Here is a 16,275-nt window from a genome sequence, read left to right on the forward strand (position 1 = left end):
GCCTGCAATTGCGGGCTCAGGCTTTCCTTTCCTGAAGGCAATTCATTTCACACCATACTGCTATGAAGTATTTGGCATCTATTTTTTTGTTCCTTTGCGCGCTACGGGCACAAGCTCAGTACGCCAATCAGGACCTGCCTGTTTATGACGGCCTGCACGCCGCACTGACTGCAGCGCCCCCTGCCCTGCAGCTCAACCTGAGAGACCAACGGCTTTTTTCGCTGGACAGCCAAATCGTAACGCTCACTGAGCTGCGCTACCTCAGCCTTATGCGCAATAACCTGGAAATTTGGGACACTGACCTTTTCCAGCTGCAAGCACTAGAGGTGCTCAACCTATACGAAAACCAGCTCAGGGAAATTCCTCCTTCGGTTGAAAGCCTGCAGCAGCTGCAACGGCTAGACCTTGGGAAAAACAAAATCGCGCTGCTGCCCCCTGCTATTGGCAACTTACGGCAGCTGCGTTACCTACACCTGCCGCTGAACAACTTAGTACAACTTGCAACGGAAATCGGGAACTGCAACCGCCTTGAAGTATTGGAAGTGCAAGGCAACGAGCTCAGCCAACTGCCGCAAAGCCTAGAACGGCTCAGACAGCTGAAAAGGCTCAACGCCGGCTATAATCAGCTGCGCGCAATGGAAGCCGCTTGGTGCAGGTTGGTGAACCTGCAAGAGCTCAACCTAGAATTCAATTTCATACGCCGCTTGCCACCGGAGATCAAAAAGCTGAACGCCCTGAAAACCCTCATACTGACGGGCAACCAACTACAGGAGCTGCCGGAACAGATCACCCGCCTAAGCAACCTGGAGCTGCTCGTCCTGAGCGGCAATCAAATCCGCCGGATGCCGGAGCGCCTCGGGCGTATGACAGGGCTGCGCACCCTCATCCTGAAAGGCAACCCTATCCCGGCTGAAGAACAAGCGCGCATCCGAAGGTTGCTGCCCGGCTGCCATGTTTACTTCTAGCAGGCGCAAACCAACAGCAGGGAGCCGTTGGCTGTGCCCAGGCAGGCAGCACGGCGGGTTTATAGGGGCTAGGCCAAATACAACTATTCCGCTGTTATGATGCCATTTGATAAACTATTCGATTCAAATAGACCTGGCACACAACTCGCCACTATACGCCCCCCAACGAGTTGCGCTCTTGCCCGGCAGTGGGCATCCGGCAAAGACATGCGGAGGCCCTGCCACCGGGCTAGCGATGCGAAGGGGTGGAAGCCCGTTAGGGCCGAGCGGGCAGCGAGCCCCGCAGCGTAGCGACCCGCGCCCTTAGGCGGGGGTAGCCCCCTAAAAACATTGCCCTGCCCGGCCCAGGCTGTGCCCAAGCGCTTGCTTATAGCGTTTTCGCAACGAAAATCAAAGGCTAATGCCAGCCTGCTGTCCCAGTACGGCCGGCAGGGCTGTAGCCATTTCGCGTGCTCAGCGCAGGAGCTGCACTTCGCCCCGCCAAATTTGTTGCGCCCCACTCTTCAGCAGCAGCACGGCTTGGCAAATATAGAGCCCGGCCTCACAATCCTGCCCGGCAGAACGCCCGTCCCAGGCCTCTTCTCCGCTTTGCGACTGAAACACCAGCCCGCCCCAGCGGTGGTACACCTGCAGCTGTAGTACCTGCGCTACACAAGGGCCATAAAAAAGCTGGAAGGTATCGTTGCGCCCATCCCCATTCGGAGAGAATGCGGTGGGGATGTAGACGGCTTGGCAGGGCACTACTTCTATCAGCTGCTGCAGCCTGACCTGACAGCCGGTAATGCTGTCGCGCACCGTAAGCTCATAGTTGGTCGTCTGAACCGGCCTGGCATCCGTCTCCGGGCAATCGGGGCAGTCTACGCTGCCCTCGGGCTGCCAAGACCAAATCAAGGGCCCGTCCCCCTCGGCACTGCCCGCCAAGCGTACTGCCTCCCCAGCATAAACCGTATCTTGGGAAGCTGTGAGCCAAGCCGTCAGGGAGGCCGGCGAGAGCTGTGCGCGCACGATGCTGTCACACCCCAGCGAGCTGAGCAGGGTATCTACATAAAACCCAGGCTCGGCATACGCCTTGCCCCCCACCGAGAAGGTACTGCCCTCGCAGATAAAAGTATCGATCGCCACTTCTTCCCCTGCCCCATCCAATATCTCCGTAAGCAGAATGCTGTCGTTGCAGAACTGTGCGCCCGGCAAAGTATCCCGGTACAAGCCAGGGGCCGCATACTCCCGCCCATCAATCACTACCGGCCCACTGCCGCAGCGTGTAGCCGTTTGTGACCGCACCGGGTTGCAAATGCTCAGGCTGATATCATCTATGGCCACATCATTGCCACAGCCTCCTGCCGCAGTATTGATCAGGAGCAGGCGCACCGCATCCTGATCGGGGGGCAGGGTGAACGCCATGCCATATTGCTCCCACCGCAGAAATGCCCCCGTGGGTATCGGCCCGGTCTGAATACTGCTCAGCAGGGCGTCCGTAGAGGGGTCGCGCAGCTCAAAACGCACATTCGGCAATATGCTTTGCCCGCCACAGGCAGAAGGCGTCACCACATTGGCCAGGTACGCACTGAACTCATAGCGGGTGCCCGGGCAAAGGCCGTCTAAGACCAGATTGAAGAACTCCCCCGGCGCATCTGTCGCGTCAAACAACAGCATATAGCCAAACCCGTCATCGGGCGTGTTATCCAGGCCAGGGTGCCAGCTTGCACCGTTGAGCTGTGTCCTATTGGTGACCATATAAGTGCCCCCTGCCGGAGAAGTGTTGTTGTAACTGTAGGTCGTGACGCCCGCCGGCAAAGGCGGCCCGAAGTTGGAGCCCTGCCCAAAAGACTCTGTAAATGCGGCAGCTCCCGGGATGCCCTCGCACAGCTGTGCGCCCGCCAGCAGGGGGAGCAATGCCCAAAAAAATGAAAACCAGTATTTCATACCGTTTTTGCTTTTTACCGATAGTAAAGACGGCAAAAGCTCCGGTTTGTTGAACACAGCCCCCTTTTTTGCCCATTCGGCCCAGCCCAGTTCCTTGCCCCTGAAAAGGGTTGTGGGGCCTCCCCTGCCCAATGGCAGGGGGCGCTACGCTACGGGGCTCGCTATCCGCTCGGCCCTGCCGGGCTTGCACCCCTCCGCATCGCTGGCCCGGGCACAGCGTGGGCAGCAGCGCTATTGCTGCAAGGCCGTTTGCACCACAGCTAGCCTAGTGCCTCAAGCCACAAATCCTTGACAACCCAAGTTTCGTTCTTTTCCGCCTACTCTTCGTTAAAGAACCGCTCCTTTAGCTCGGGCTAAAGTCGCGAACCTTCGCCTCGATTAGCCAGAAAACAACTTCAGCTTAAGTATCAGAGATTTATGACTTAAGGCACTAGCCCCCGCTCCTCCAGCAAGGCGTCAACCTCTTTTTTCTTAGCCCGGTTCCTCCCAGCTATAGGAAAGTAAACCAAAGGCAGGAACGTAAGGATGCCTATACCGTTGTTTGCCGCGCTATAAATGGCTACCCCGGCGAGCAGCCCGACAATGACCGCATCATAAACCGGAGTGCGCTCCATTTCTTTCGCTAGTTTCAGCAGCTCTTCATCAGAGCAGGCAGCAAGGTCTTTCTGCTTCATTTTCCGTCCGTATTAGGTTGAGAACAAGCCCGAATTTGTGTTTTGCACTTTGCAGGCAGAACGGCCCGCCTGTACAATTTACTCAATTTCCTGAAATGCAGCGGCCTATTGCTCAGGGGCAGCAGCCCAAGAGGGCATGCGCCTACTTTATTGCCCTGGCAAAACATCACCACAACTCATTTAGCTGGCCAAGTCAGGTTTGGGGGTGACATCCGGCAGCTACTTCAGCCATTGTAGCTGTTCGCGCAGCTGCTTGCTTTCGTCTCGGCTAAGCGGCAAGGAACCGGTTTAGCAGCAGCCCGAAACAAAAAGCACTCATTTTCATTGTGTTGTATGGCAGCAGTAGGCTATGGCTGCTGCTGCCTCTCGCTTTCTGCAAGCTTTATGTTTTTTTAAAGAAAAAACGGTGCCGCTGCAACGTTTGGCCCACAAATGCACAATAGATAAGCAAAAACTACCATCATGCAACGAATTACAATCTGTTTATGGGCCATCGTCTATATCGCGCTAGTCAGCTGCGAACGGGAGAACTTCCTCGAGATTACGGAGGCCCCCGAAGCGGCCCCTCCTACCACTATTGAATACCAACAAGGATTTGCCCTAAAGGCACAGGAAGGGGATGTCTTCATTGCCGAAGGCACCGCCAAACGGATAACTGGGGCAGGCGGCTTTACCTCCTACGCCATATCCTCAGGGGCCATCATTTGCGAAGGGGGCAGCGCTTACAGCACGAGCTACACCGGAGAAAACTTTTTCGTGCTTGAATTTTACGAATTCGAGGGGGAGCACTACGTCACTCAGGCCGGCATCACCACGGAAGTAGATGGGCAGCCTACGGTTTTGTTCAGCCTAGTGCCCCCCGGCAGCGGCTGCCAGGAGCAAACCGCAGCGGTGACGATCAACGCGATTACTGAAACCGAGATCAGCGGGACATTCACCGGCGATTTTTTCAGGATGGATGGGCCGGTAGGCAATGACCTGCCCTGTGGCGGTTTCGTTTACGTTGATGAGTATACGGCCTCCTTCAGCCTGTCATACGAAGACTGCGAATAAGCAGCGCCCAATGGATACCGCTACCCTCATCCAAAAATGCCTTAAGGGCAATGCCCGTTCACAGCAGTGGCTTTATGAGCAATACCTGCCTTATGTACTGGCCATTGTACGGCGGTTTGGCATCAGCCCCTCTGAAGAGCGGGACCTCGTCCAAGACATTTTTATCGCGGTATTTCAGGGCCTAGACCGGTTCAACCCCAAAAAAGGGGATTTGCACCAATGGATCCGAGGGTTGGCGATTCATAAAACTATTGCTTTCCAGCGAAAGCTGCAGCGCCTCAGGGCGGAGGAGCTCCTGGCTGGCGAACAGGCAGCGCTTACGACAAGTATCGACCTGTCCTTTTTTGAGGCGGAGTACCTGTTGGAGCTCATCGCGCAATTGCCTGTGGGCGCCCGTACCGTATTCAACCTTTATGTGGTGGACGGGTATACCCATGAGGAGATCGGGAAGATGCTGGACATCAGCCCGGTTGGGTCTCGGTCGCAATTATCGCGCGCAAAAAAACTCCTAAGGGAAGCGCTGGAAGCACAAAAAACAGAAGGCCGTTATGGAATCATTTGATCAACGAGGCGGGCTCGACGGCAAGCTGGGCCGGCATCAGGCAAAAGACATCCCTGCTGGCCTGAGCTGGGGGCAGATGGGCCCGGGGATCAGAGCAGGGCTGAAGCCTAAACGCCGGAGGCGGCGGTTCTGGTGGTGGCTGCCGGTTGGCTTATCCGTTGCCTTGGCTATTGTTGGCTACTTCAGCTTCTTCGGTGAGCGTGCCAGATTGGGTTATTTCCCGGTGCCCGGGCAACCCGTAGGTACAACTCCAGCTATAGCTAAAACTGCAACGGAGATGCCTGAAGAAATAAAGGGAGCTAATAAGGCGGGCATTGCCATCTCACCGGATGGCCCGAAAGCAAAAGGCGGTCCGAATGGACTGGTTGCTTCGTCCAACCCTGCGGAGAGAAAAGCTTCAGTGCCATCAACCTCAAAGGCGGCCTCAACACCAACAAATCCTTTAAACGAACTTAAAGAAAGTCAGGCTGTGTCAGCTGATAAGGCACAGGATAAACTGGTCGGTTTAGACCTGCTAAATCAAATTGAAGCGTTGGCACCGGGACCGGTGGTCAGCCTCGATTCAACTACCCCATATCCGGAAGTGCAGAAAATGCAGGCTGTTCGCGACCCCTGGATTGTGGAAGCCGGGATTGGGCTGGCCTTCAACCTGAGCCCGGATATTTACAGTGCGAAATTGCCCAATACCACCATCGACCCACTAAGCGGGCTTGCCGCAAGCCTTCGGATAGGGTACGCACTTCCGCAACGCCCTTACACCCTTTGGGGCGGCATCGAAATGGAAGAACTGGTGCAGCGGGAGCGTTTGCAGGAAGCTTTCCCCATTCAGCTATACCAACCCAATACCGTAGATACCATTTTCCGGAATACCATCACCGGAGAAGAATTTACTTCCACCACTGATTCCATACCCGGCATCAGGCAGGTCAATATACAGCAGCACAGCACCTTCCGCTCCTGGTCGATACCTGTACTGATTGGCAGGGCCTGGGCTGCAGCCGGCTGGCAACTGGAAGGTAAAGCCGGATTCGACTTCAACTTGTCTTCCTGGCGTTCGGGCGGTTATTTGACCGAGGGGTATACGGTGGCAAGCGCCAGCAACCGATACCAAACCGGATGGGCCCTACGCCTAGAGGGGCAGCTGTTATTGCCGCCTGTACGGTTTGGGCGCTTGTTTCTTCGGGGTGGCTACCGCCGTTCCCTGAGTCAGCAGGAAGGGTTGGTGCAGGGTAGCCTTTTCCGCCCGGAAGCTATAGGGTTAACAATGGGGTGGCGGGTGGAGTGGTAAAGCTATAGTGAACTAAACGGCCTTTAGCTTAAGGTTTAAGCAACGCTTCTGCCTCCGCCTTCATCGCCAAAACCCCTTCCAAGCTCTCCCGCTGAATATTGAGCATGTGCTCAGGGGTGGCTTCCGGCATTTTTTTCCCATGCGTATGCTCATGCTCATGCCCATCATGATGGTGATGTGCATGCCCGAACCCGGGGACCTCGATGCGATCTTCCCTCCACTGCGCGTAGCGGACCTGCAGCGTGCTCACATTCTCCAAAAAGGACTGCTCCGCTGATGTCAGCGCCCGGCCCTGAACGCTCAAGCGGTTGTACTGCTGCTCTAAGCTGTTGAGCAAAGGCTGAAGCGCTTCCTCCTCGCTCAGGGCTTGTTCATAAAGGCTAGCTGCCTCTTCGAGCAGCGGGTTGGCTTTTTCCCCAGAGCTACAAGCAACGGCCGCCAGCCATAAAAAACAGATGGGTAAAATTCTCATTGTTGGTGAAATTCTGCGCCTTTTAAAATATAATTGCAATGGTCCAAATCATTGACATTGAGAAGCAGCGTGCCTTTAAAGGACAACTGCTCATCCATGCGGTAACGCTTTACCGCTTCTGGTTTCAGCTGAAGCTCCACGACTGTCTCCGGGCCTGCTGCCCCGCAAAAGTAGCAGGAAGACAAGGGGTAACGCGATAAAATGAAAAACATTTTCTGCTCATTTATGCTCAACGGGGCTGAGTCTTGAACCGGACCACCTTTGGCTGCAAGGGCCGAAGGTCTGCCGTACGGTAGCCGGAATTGATGACAAAATCATAGGCCTTGCCCGGTTCTAAGTCCATCTCATAAACCATAGTCCGCCCATCCTCTGAAAAGGTCAATGCTGTGATGGCAGGGAAAGCGCTTTCCCCTGCCTCCCCGTACCCGGTAGACCAAAACCTCCTGTCCATGGGCTCTGAAAAACGGACTGCCATCGCGGCTTTCCCGTAAGGGACGGACTCGAGATTATCCCCCAGCCCTTCTACGGCTTCCACTACCGGGCGGCGGGCATCAAAAGCTGCTTGGTAAACGGAGAGCGGCTCAGGGAACACCCCGGTTGCTTCTACCAGAGCGGCGACGGCAGCGGGCGACTCGAAGTCCAGCTCTACCAGAGCCTTTATGGCCTTTGTCTTGTCTTTCTGCTTTTCGTAATAGGCTTCTGCGAGGGTATACCCTACAAAATACCCGAGGTCCCTCACCCCAAACTCATTGTCTGAGCTGTTATACAGCCAGTGATAATAAAAAGGGTTGTGCATTTCTTCCGCAAAACGCGCCAAGACCTCCTCCCGGTGCAGAGCGCCATAAGCGAAAGCGGGCTGCACGGAAGCCTGCCCAGTAGAAAGGCTGGCCAAGAATTCAGGTATGCCCTCAAAAAGGGACTGCGAGAGCAGGTCGTATGCATAGGCTGCAGACTGTTGGGTGTGCACATATTCATGCACAGCCAAAAATACCAGCCCATCGATCGGGTTCTGTTGGGCATAAGCCCGAACATAATCCATTGAGGCTGGCAGCTCCCAACAAACCGTGGCCGTATCTGCAAAAGACAATTCTGCCCCGATGACGACCACGCCGTCTACCGCTGTGCCCGGTGTACGGAACACCCCGGGCTCAAAATAAATGGCAGCTGAGGCCCCATCCGGGTACAGCTGCCGGAAGCGCTGCAGCCCGGCTGCTATCTCAGGGATATAAGCCAAGGCCCTCGCCTCGTTCCTACGGATGCTTTCCCAATACGCAGGGTAGTTGCGTATTGCAGCCACATAGTCTTCAGCGGTATAGCGGCGGGCTTGTTGTATAGCCTTCAGCCCAGGAGTCCCCCTATCCTGTAGCAGCTCCTGGAAAAGGGGGAGATGGGCATTGGTATCGGGCTCCTGCCGGATGGCATCGTAAGCTTCCCAAAAGTAGGCAAGGTCGTCAGTGACGATGTCTTGCGCGCGCAAGGCGGAGAACGGAACGGACAGCAGCAGCAAAAAGATAGGCGAGCGCATGGGTGTAGGCATTGGTGTTGGTTGAAGATGTATTGATGCTAAGTTGGCCATTTTTGACGGCTTTGGCAAACCCCGCATCCCTGAAAAACAAACAGGCGTGCTGCCTTTGCCCTACAGCCAACACGCCCGCTCCTGTTTTGCCCTCAAAGAGTACCAACTACAGCCGCTCCAGCCACAGCCTGTCTCCCTCATCATCAAATTTGATGATGCCCTGATCAATGGAAATAAAGTACCAGTCATCATTGAGCTCAGCAAAATTAGCCGTATTCGGAAAAGACATGCGGAGCTCTACACGGCCATCGTCCCGGAACACAGCGTAGGTGCCCTCCACAGTGCGGTCTGCATTGGCTGCGCTGACCGTGCCGCTATCGCTAAAATTAAAAGTGTAGGAATCGAAGTAATAGGTCTCGTCCTCCGCATCATCTGTCAGCAGGGTTATGGCCAGCCCATTGCTGTGAAGAAGAAACTCAGAAACGGTGTCTGTTCCGCTCATTGAGGAAGCAGCACTGTTGCTGTCTTCACAAGCTGAAGCAAACACGAACAACAACAGTAGAGAGATGTTAGCCGCAGTGGCTTTGCAATCAAACCCAATAGTCATACTTGTATTTTTTAAGCTAAAATAACAAGGACACCTTATGACCGCATTTTGTTCCCGTTAGGCGTTGGCTGTGCCTATGAGTTAACGCAAAATTAACCCCTTGACCCTGCAGCTTTACCGCTCCCTCCTTTACTTTCGTAAACGAAACCATAAAAGCATCAAAAACATGAAAAAAACTTTACTACTCCCTGCGGCTTGCTTGGCTTTTTCTGCCCTGAATGCACAAGACGTCCTGCTCAATGAAACCTTTGATGACGGCACCCTTGGCGTTTTCACCGAGTTCAGCGCTGAGGGCGACGATCAGTTTTGGGCAGCCCGCTCCTTCGGCGACCGGCAGTTTGCCCAAATGAACGGTTTTGACGATGGCGTGCAGGATAACGAAGACTGGCTCATCTCCCCTGCCCTTAACATGGATCAGTACGCCGACGAAGTCCTTACTTTTGAGAATGCAGCCAACTTCAACGGCCCGGACTTGGAGGTCCTCGTATCCACCAACTACGATGGGGAAAGCGACCCCAATACAGCCGATTGGACTGACCTCTCTGATCAAGTGGCCTTTTCAGGAGGCGGGTACGAGTACGTCAGCTCAGGCGAGATCAACCTGTCTGGGTTCGAAGGAACGGCTTACCTAGCCTTCAAGTACGTATCCAGCAATGTCCTGCAAGCTAAACTTTGGCAGCTAGACAACATCATGGTGACGGCGAGCGTCCTGAGCAGCACAGTGAAGCACAACCCCGGGCTGCTCCGTATCATCAACCCTGAAAATGGCGGGCTGCATTTTACCGCCGAGCTGCCCATTGAGGGCACCTATAGCGTGCTCAACCTCGCGGGCCAGGCGCTGTATCGGGGCCGGCTGCCCAAAGGCGGCGCTGCCGTTCGCGTAGCGATGGATGAAGCGCCAAAAGGCTTGTACATTCTGAGCTTGCAAGCCGGGCAACAGCAGTACAGCCGCAAGTTCTGGCTGCCGTAGGCAAATGCCCCCCTGGCACATCCTCATGATAAGGCTGTGCCAGGGGTTTAGCGGCCTGCCGGCAAAACGTAAGAAGGATAGGGCAATACAGCAACACAATCCCCTTCCCCATTCCCCGTTGAATAATCATGCGCTACACCTTCCTCCTGTCCGCCCTCCTGTCCGCCCCAATGCTCTTTGGGCAAAACGCCCTGCCCGACTCCCTGTGGCAAGGCCGCCCCGCTACCCTGCTCTTCTTCACCCATACTTGGTGCGCCCCCTGCTGGGCCGCCTACGAACCGCTTAGGGCTGCCGAGCAGTCTTGCCCAGAACAGCTCAGCGTCTGGGCCCTCCACCTCGATACCGAACAGAAGGACTGGCTAAAGATCGCTAACCGAAAGGGGGTGTCAGCGCCCCTGAGGCACAGCTGGGAAGCAGGCCGCAATCAGGCATGGGCCGATGCGCTCGGCTACCCCGGCATCCCCTTCTTTGTCCTCCTCGATGCCAGCGGGAATGTCCAAAAACGCTGGCTAGGCGCTCGCATGCGGAAGCTCAGGCGCACCCTGAGGAAGGCCTGCCGCCCTGAGCGATAAGCAAAAACACCAAGCCATAGCCCTTGCCTTGCCAGAAGCAGCCTATATTTGGCACATTGGACATTTCTGAAACCAACCAACGTATGAAAAAACTAATTTTGCTGGCCTGGACAGCCCTGGCAGGGCTGACACTGGGCTGCCAACAGCAGCCGACAGGCCCCGAGGCCGCACCTTCTGCTTACTATCAGGAGCCCTACCGCCCTCAGTTCCACTTTTCGCCAGACAGCATGTGGATGAACGACCCCAATGGCATGGTCTTCCACAACGGAGCCTACCACCTCTTCTACCAGTACTACCCCGACAGCAACGTTTGGGGGCCCATGCACTGGGGCCACGCCATCAGCCAAGACCTCCTGAGCTGGGAGCACCTGCCTATTGGCCTCTATCCCGACAGCCTCGGCTGGATCTTCTCCGGCAGCGCTGTACACGATGCCAACAACACCTCCGGCCTGGGCCAAAACGGCAAAGGACCGCTCATCGCTATATTCACCCACCACAATGACCCCCTCGCGAAAGCTGGCAGTGATGCTTTCCAGTACCAAAGCCTCGCTTATAGCCTCGATGAGGGCCAGTCGTGGTCCAAGTACGCAGGCAATCCGGTGCTGCCCAACCCAGGCATCAAAGACTTCCGCGACCCCAAAGTGTTCTGGCATCAGCCTTCTGAGCAGTGGGTCATGGCCCTTGCCGTCCAAGACCGCATCCAATTCTACAGCTCTCCCAACCTCTTGCAGTGGGCCTACCTCAGCGAGTTCGGCCAGGGGCTGGGCGCACAGGGGGGCGTATGGGAATGCCCAGACCTTATCTCCCTCGACCTGCCCGGAAAAGACAGCACCGTCTGGGCGCTGCTCGTCAGCATCAATCCAGGCGGCCCCAATGGCGGCTCCGCTACACAGTACTTCCTGGGGGATTTCGATGGCACCACCTTCTCCCCCTTCCCCCAATTCATGGCAGCCGTCGCTGCGGATACCCTTTCGGGCAACCCATACTGGATAGACTATGGGCGGGACAATTACGCTGGGGTGACTTGGTCGGGCGCAGGCAACCGCCAAGAACGGCTCTTCATGGGGTGGATGAGCAATTGGGACTACGCACAACAGGTGCCTACCCAACGCTGGCGAAGTGCCATGACCCTGCCACGGGCTTTGTTCCTGGCAGAAAGCCCCGATGGGCTCCGATTGGGCAGCAGGCCGGCCGATGCCCTGCAACACTTGCGCCAACAAGCGCAGCGCTTTGCGCTCGAAACGGGCGAAGAACCGCTTAGCCTTGCTGCCATCCCCTCAGCTGCCCCAGGGCTCGAATTGGACATCCGCTTGTCTTGGGATACCGCTCAGCCTCCTGCTCAGGTCATTATCCGTGCAGAAAATGAAGCAGGCGAACACTTCGATATCGGGGTTGCCCCAAATGAAGCCCTGCTCTTTGCAGACCGCTCCAATGCTGGGCCAAATGGCTTCTCTGAGCAATTTGCCCGGGGCGCCAAAGCTCCATTGCTGTCTGCTCCGGGGGAGGCTAGGCTCAGGCTGTTCTACGACCGGGCCTCCTGCGAAGCCTTTACCACAGATGGGCTGACGGCAATGACGAACTTGTTTTTCCCAAGCCAGCCCTTCACCTCCTTCCGTATACTTGCACAGGGCGGCAGGGTTAAGGCAGAAGGCGAATTTTGGGAGCTGAGCCGCATTTGGGATTAACACGGTGCTCGATCAATCAGAAGTGCCTGGGGGGACAAACGTCACCACAGGCACTTTTTTCCTTTACAACCTCTACCCCAGAGCCCATAGCGCAACCCATATCCTCCTTTTTGAGCCTGCCCAGCTTGCTTCTCGTGATAGGCCTGCCCCTGACGTAAGGAAGAGGGGCCTGCCCCTGCCTCACGGCAGGAGCCGCTATGCTACGGGGCTCGCTGTCCGCTCGGCCCTATCGGGCTTCACACCCCTCCGCAGCGCTAGGCCAAAACTACCATAATAGCGGTGAGATATTTCAGCCAAGGGCCAGAGCCGGCAAACAGATCAGACCACCTTGTCTGCACAAGAAGAACTGGCGAACGCATTGGGCTTAGCCTTGAAAACAAAGCCCATGCTCAAGATATACCCCATCGCCTCCTTCAAAGCTACATTAGACTGGAACTCAGGGTCGGTATTGATGTCGGCGTGGACTTCTAGCTCAACGTTGTGCTTATCGAGCAGATCGCAAAGGGCATAAGCCGTCTCCACCGACTTAGCTACCTCTGTGATCATGCGCTCCTTCAGCCCCATCCCCTTCCGTTCCCTAGAATTGTGGATGTACATGAACCCGCCTTTTTTCTCGCGCAGGAAGACGATGACCGTTGCAAACTCGATGTGGGCGCCCCTGACCTGAGAGTCGGAGCCAATACACACCTTCAGCCGGTGACCGCTGGCTTTTTCCCTTAAGATGGTCTGCTCTACTGCCTCCTTGATGGGAAGGTCGATGCGCTCGCCGTTAAGCTTTCTCCATTTTGTTGCCATGGCTGATTTTTGATAAAAATAAAAAATATGCAAACCATACGCCCTACGGCTTGCATGAAATAAAACAGAATTAATGTTTGATTAACAAAAAATCAAACCCTAACTGCCCCGCGAAGGTTCCAAAAAGGCCTATTTTTATCGCCCGCCCAACAACCAAAATATACAACAGCTTGTAAATCAATTTTTTAGACAAGACACAGTATTCCTCTTTTCTAAACAGCCCTGATTATCAACCCTTTCTGCTATTGCCCAATGAATGGCCAGCAACACCGCCTTGAATGCCTCGTCCTTTCAAAGCCCCCTGCTGTGCCTGCCCTGCAGCCCAAGCCCAGAGCAGCGACAACAGCACAGACCGCTCAGCCAAACTTAGCGCTTGCCTGTAGCGGTTTCATCATGACAATCAAGGATTCATGCCCGCCTGGCCGGTAGGGTTCTAGCGAAAGCGCTACGGAGTGCAGCAGGCAAGATGGGAACATAGTGAGGAAGGGGGTGAGCCAAAATGCCGCAGGTGTTTATGCTTTTCGGGCTTTAGCCTGGCAATGGACTAGCGCTGCGCAGGGGTGGCCGAAGGCCAGACCCGACGCCTGTAGGGCGAGGGGCCGAGCGGACAGCGAGCCCCGTAGCATAGCGGCACCTGCCCGCAGGCAGGGGCAGGCCCATCCCACAAAGCAGGCTAGTGGTCTGTCAAGGCTAAAACTAGGGGTTGCCTGCGGCGACTTTTGAGGCTACTCTTCGTTGGACAACCCCTTACGTAGCGCTGCTATGCGCGGGAACATCCGCCTTGATTAGCCTCAAAATTCGCTCCCACTCAACCCATAAATTAACACTTGACAGACCACTAGGCAGGCAAAAAAACGACAATCTGGTTTGCGCCCGTGAGGGAGCCATGTCCATAAAGCATTGGTTTGCAATAGGAACAAGCCCTAAACACGCGCCCAGCAGTACAGGCTGCCTGCTAAAGCCCCAACAGCGCTCAACAGCCCACTAGCGCTGCTGCTACTAATAGCCGAGGATACGGAGCATCTCTTCTGCAGACTGCTCCTCCTGGTACAGCTCATCAACTAGATTGCCTTGAGCATCTTTGTACACCAAGATATGCTTTGGAGAAGGGATGAGGCAGTGCTTGATACCGCCATAACCACTGATAGAGTCCTGATAAGCGCCCGTGTGGAAGAAGCCCAAGTAAAGGGGCTCTTCATCTGAGGCAGAAAAGGCAGGCAGGTACACTTGGCTCTCGTGCACTTCCGAGTTGTAATAATCCGAATTATCGCAGCTGAGGCCACCGATATTGACCCGGCGGTAATCGTTGTACCACTTATTGATAGGCAGCAGTATGAAACGCTCCCCTATGCCCCAGGTGTCCGGCAGCGTGGTCATCAGAGAATTGTCGATCATGTACCACATTTCTGAATCGTTCTGCAGCTTTTGGTCGAGCACCGAAAAGATAGTCGCCCCGCTTTCGCCCACCGTATATTTGCCGAACTCTGTGAAAATATCCGGCTCTGGGATTTCTTCCTCCTCGCAAGCTTGAGAGATCAAGCTGACAATCTCCTTGACCATGTATTTATAATCGAACTCAAAGCCCAGGGAATTCCGGATAGGCATCCCGCCGCCTATATTGATAGCATGCAGGTCTTCGCTATCGCGCTTGAGCTCACAATACAGCTTAATGGCTTTTTTGAGCTCCCCCCAGTAGTAGAGAGAATCTTTGATGCCAGTATCCACAAAGAAGTGGAGCATCCTGAGCCTGAACTTGTCGTTGTCCTTGATGCGCTCCTGGAAAAAGCGGAGGACGTCTGCATGACGGATGCCAAGGCGGGAGGTGTAAAACTCAAAATTAGGCTCTTCTTCGGTGGCCACGCGCAGCCCGATATTACAGCGCCCTTTGACGTTCGCTTCGTAATAATCAAGCTCCCGCATATTGTCGCAGACCGGGATCACATTTTCAAACCCATCGTTGATCAGGGCAACGATACGCTCTAGGTAACCCTGCGTTTTGAAGCCATTGCAAACGATGATCGTCTCTTTCTTGAGGTTGCCCTGCTGATAGAGCCGCCGGACCAGGTCGATGTCAAAAGCCGACGAAGTTTCTATTTGTACTTCATGCCGGGTGACCTCGTTCAGCACATAGCTAAAATGGCAGCTTTTGGTGCAATAGCAATAGTAGTATTTCCCCCTATACCCCATAGCTTTCATAGCACGGGTAAACATATTGCGCGCCTTCTTGATCTGAGAGCCTATTTTAGGCAGGTAGGTCAGCTTCAAAGGCGTACCGTACTTTTTTATCAGATAACTCAGAGGCACCCCATTGAACACCAGATAGCCCTGTTCAATGTCGAAGCCGTCCTGAGGGAAGTAAAAAGTTTGGTCGATCAGGTCGAAATAGCGGTTCGTTGCAGCCAATGTACCAGTAGTTTAGATGAATGGATGAATCAATGACGCTGCCTGTACAGCACAGCAGCCGGGCATCAATAAGCAGGCTCTTTTGCCAGCGCACCGATCATACCAGGTGGATAATGAAAGCCTCTTGGCTTTTGTTCCGCCATTGCCCAGACAAGATAGGGATTAGCCCAAAAAACGCGCAAAAGTAGGCGCATTATTCCATACACAAAAGGAAGAGGCACATTAAATTGTTCAGTACAGCCGCCACCTTGGTTTTCCCCCTCAAGGGCCTTACTTTGCGCCCGCAAACCAAACCGCATCTTTATGGAACAGCCCAATACGCTCGAACTCGTCGCAGCCTTCCACCGTACTTTCCAACATCCTATAGAAGACCACCCCTGCATCCCATCTGCCAAGCGCTGCCAACTCCGGGTGGCCCTGCTCGCCGAAGAGCTCAAAGAGCTTGAACAGGCCATAGCCGACCAAGACCTGACCGAAATTGCAGATGCCCTCTGCGACCTGCAGTACGTCCTTTCTGGCGCTATCCTGGAATTTGGGCTGGGAGCATCTTTCAAAGCCCTCTTCGATGAAGTGCAGCGCTCCAATATGAGCAAAGCCTGCAACTCTAGAGCAGAAGCAGAGCAAACTATGGCCCACTACAAGGCCACTAAAGGGTTTGACAGCTATACTGTCGAAAAAGATGGGAAGTTTCTGGTGTACCGAAAAGGGGACGACAAGACCCTGAAATCCATTAATTATGAAGCAGCAGACTTAAAGGGGATCTTGAGCAGGGAGCGCAGTTGACAGGCGG

General features: G+C 54.9%; 16 protein-coding genes. 8 read left to right on the forward strand and 8 right to left on the reverse strand.

The window, feature by feature from the left end; translation table 11 throughout:
- Positions 1-62 precede the first annotated feature (62 nt).
- Positions 63-965: a leucine-rich repeat domain-containing protein gene (locus FRY97_RS01835; RefSeq protein WP_147165714.1), complete on the forward strand. Its 903-nt coding sequence runs from the start codon at positions 63-65 to the stop codon at positions 963-965.
- A gap of 453 nt (positions 966-1,418) precedes the next feature.
- Here FRY97_RS01835 and FRY97_RS01840 read toward each other — a convergent pair whose 3' ends face one another.
- Positions 1,419-2,888: a T9SS type B sorting domain-containing protein gene (locus FRY97_RS01840; protein WP_147165715.1), complete on the reverse strand. Its 1,470-nt coding sequence runs from the start codon at positions 2,886-2,888 to the stop codon at positions 1,419-1,421.
- A 422-nt stretch (positions 2,889-3,310) separates the two neighbouring features.
- Positions 3,311-3,562, reverse strand: a complete 252-nt coding sequence (locus tag FRY97_RS01845) for an FUSC family protein (RefSeq protein ID WP_147165716.1) — start codon at positions 3,560-3,562, stop codon at positions 3,311-3,313.
- A 462-nt stretch (positions 3,563-4,024) separates the two neighbouring features.
- Between FRY97_RS01845 and FRY97_RS01850 the strand changes: the two genes are divergently transcribed.
- From FRY97_RS01850 to FRY97_RS01860, 3 genes are read left to right on the forward strand one after another with little or no spacing between them, the layout of a single operon-like run.
- Positions 4,025-4,615 (forward strand): hypothetical protein, encoded by a 591-nt coding sequence (locus FRY97_RS01850; protein ID WP_147165717.1) that lies wholly within the window; start codon positions 4,025-4,027, stop codon positions 4,613-4,615.
- Positions 4,616-4,625: 10 nt separating this feature from the next.
- Positions 4,626-5,177, forward strand: a complete 552-nt coding sequence (locus FRY97_RS01855) for an RNA polymerase sigma factor (protein ID WP_170254457.1) — start codon at positions 4,626-4,628, stop codon at positions 5,175-5,177.
- Positions 5,164-6,465, forward strand: a complete 1,302-nt coding sequence (locus tag FRY97_RS01860; protein ID WP_147165719.1) for a hypothetical protein — start codon at positions 5,164-5,166, stop codon at positions 6,463-6,465. Before FRY97_RS01855 ends, FRY97_RS01860 begins: the two co-directional genes overlap by 14 nt.
- Before the next feature lie 28 nt (positions 6,466-6,493).
- On the opposite strand, the gene FRY97_RS01865 is transcribed toward FRY97_RS01860, so the two are convergent.
- The 4 genes from FRY97_RS01865 to FRY97_RS01880 all read right to left on the reverse strand — a co-directional run bounded on the left by FRY97_RS01865 (position 6,494) and on the right by FRY97_RS01880 (position 9,060).
- The gene (locus FRY97_RS01865) at positions 6,494-6,937 is read right to left on the reverse strand and encodes a hypothetical protein (protein WP_147165720.1); all 444 of its coding nucleotides are present in this window, start codon (positions 6,935-6,937) and stop codon (positions 6,494-6,496) included.
- A complete protein-coding gene (locus FRY97_RS01870) occupies positions 6,934-7,149 on the reverse strand; it encodes a hypothetical protein (protein ID WP_147165721.1) in 216 nt (71 codons plus the stop codon). The genes FRY97_RS01865 and FRY97_RS01870 overlap by 4 nt, the downstream gene beginning before the upstream one ends.
- A gap of 17 nt (positions 7,150-7,166) precedes the next feature.
- Positions 7,167-8,474 carry a hypothetical protein gene (locus FRY97_RS01875; protein WP_147165722.1) on the reverse strand — a complete coding sequence of 436 codons (1,308 nt, stop codon included), beginning with the start codon at positions 8,472-8,474 and terminating at the stop codon, positions 7,167-7,169.
- 145 nt (positions 8,475-8,619) lie between these two features.
- A complete protein-coding gene (locus FRY97_RS01880; RefSeq protein WP_147165723.1) occupies positions 8,620-9,060 on the reverse strand; it encodes a hypothetical protein in 441 nt (146 codons plus the stop codon).
- A gap of 166 nt (positions 9,061-9,226) precedes the next feature.
- On the opposite strand from FRY97_RS01880, the gene FRY97_RS01885 reads away from it, so the two are divergent.
- The 3 genes from FRY97_RS01885 (at position 9,227) to FRY97_RS01895 (ending at position 12,287) form a co-directional block, all read left to right on the forward strand.
- Positions 9,227-10,030 (forward strand): T9SS-dependent choice-of-anchor J family protein, encoded by an 804-nt coding sequence (locus tag FRY97_RS01885; protein WP_147165724.1) that lies wholly within the window; start codon positions 9,227-9,229, stop codon positions 10,028-10,030.
- Positions 10,031-10,158: 128 nt separating this feature from the next.
- Complete coding sequence (locus FRY97_RS01890) at positions 10,159-10,602, forward strand: TlpA family protein disulfide reductase (RefSeq protein ID WP_147165725.1); 444 nt, start codon at positions 10,159-10,161, stop codon at positions 10,600-10,602.
- Positions 10,603-10,685: 83 nt separating this feature from the next.
- A complete protein-coding gene (locus FRY97_RS01895; protein ID WP_147165726.1) occupies positions 10,686-12,287 on the forward strand; it encodes a glycoside hydrolase family 32 protein in 1,602 nt (533 codons plus the stop codon).
- 318 nt (positions 12,288-12,605) lie between these two features.
- On the opposite strand, the gene FRY97_RS01900 is transcribed toward FRY97_RS01895, so the two are convergent.
- Positions 12,606-13,082: a ribonuclease H-like YkuK family protein gene (locus FRY97_RS01900; RefSeq protein WP_147165727.1), complete on the reverse strand. Its 477-nt coding sequence runs from the start codon at positions 13,080-13,082 to the stop codon at positions 12,606-12,608.
- Positions 13,083-14,081: 999 nt separating this feature from the next.
- On the reverse strand, positions 14,082-15,485 hold the full coding sequence (locus FRY97_RS01905) for a type III PLP-dependent enzyme domain-containing protein (RefSeq protein WP_147165728.1): 1,404 nt from the start codon (positions 15,483-15,485) through the stop codon (positions 14,082-14,084).
- Positions 15,486-15,788: 303 nt separating this feature from the next.
- Between FRY97_RS01905 and FRY97_RS01915 the strand changes: the two genes are divergently transcribed.
- Positions 15,789-16,268, forward strand: coding sequence for a pyrophosphohydrolase domain-containing protein (locus FRY97_RS01915; RefSeq protein WP_147165730.1), 480 nt, complete (start codon positions 15,789-15,791; stop codon positions 16,266-16,268).
- Positions 16,269-16,275 lie beyond the last annotated feature (7 nt).

It is taken from the genome of Phaeodactylibacter luteus, from assembly GCF_007993045.1.
In the GTDB taxonomy this organism is placed as follows: domain Bacteria; phylum Bacteroidota; class Bacteroidia; order Chitinophagales; family Saprospiraceae; genus Phaeodactylibacter; species Phaeodactylibacter luteus.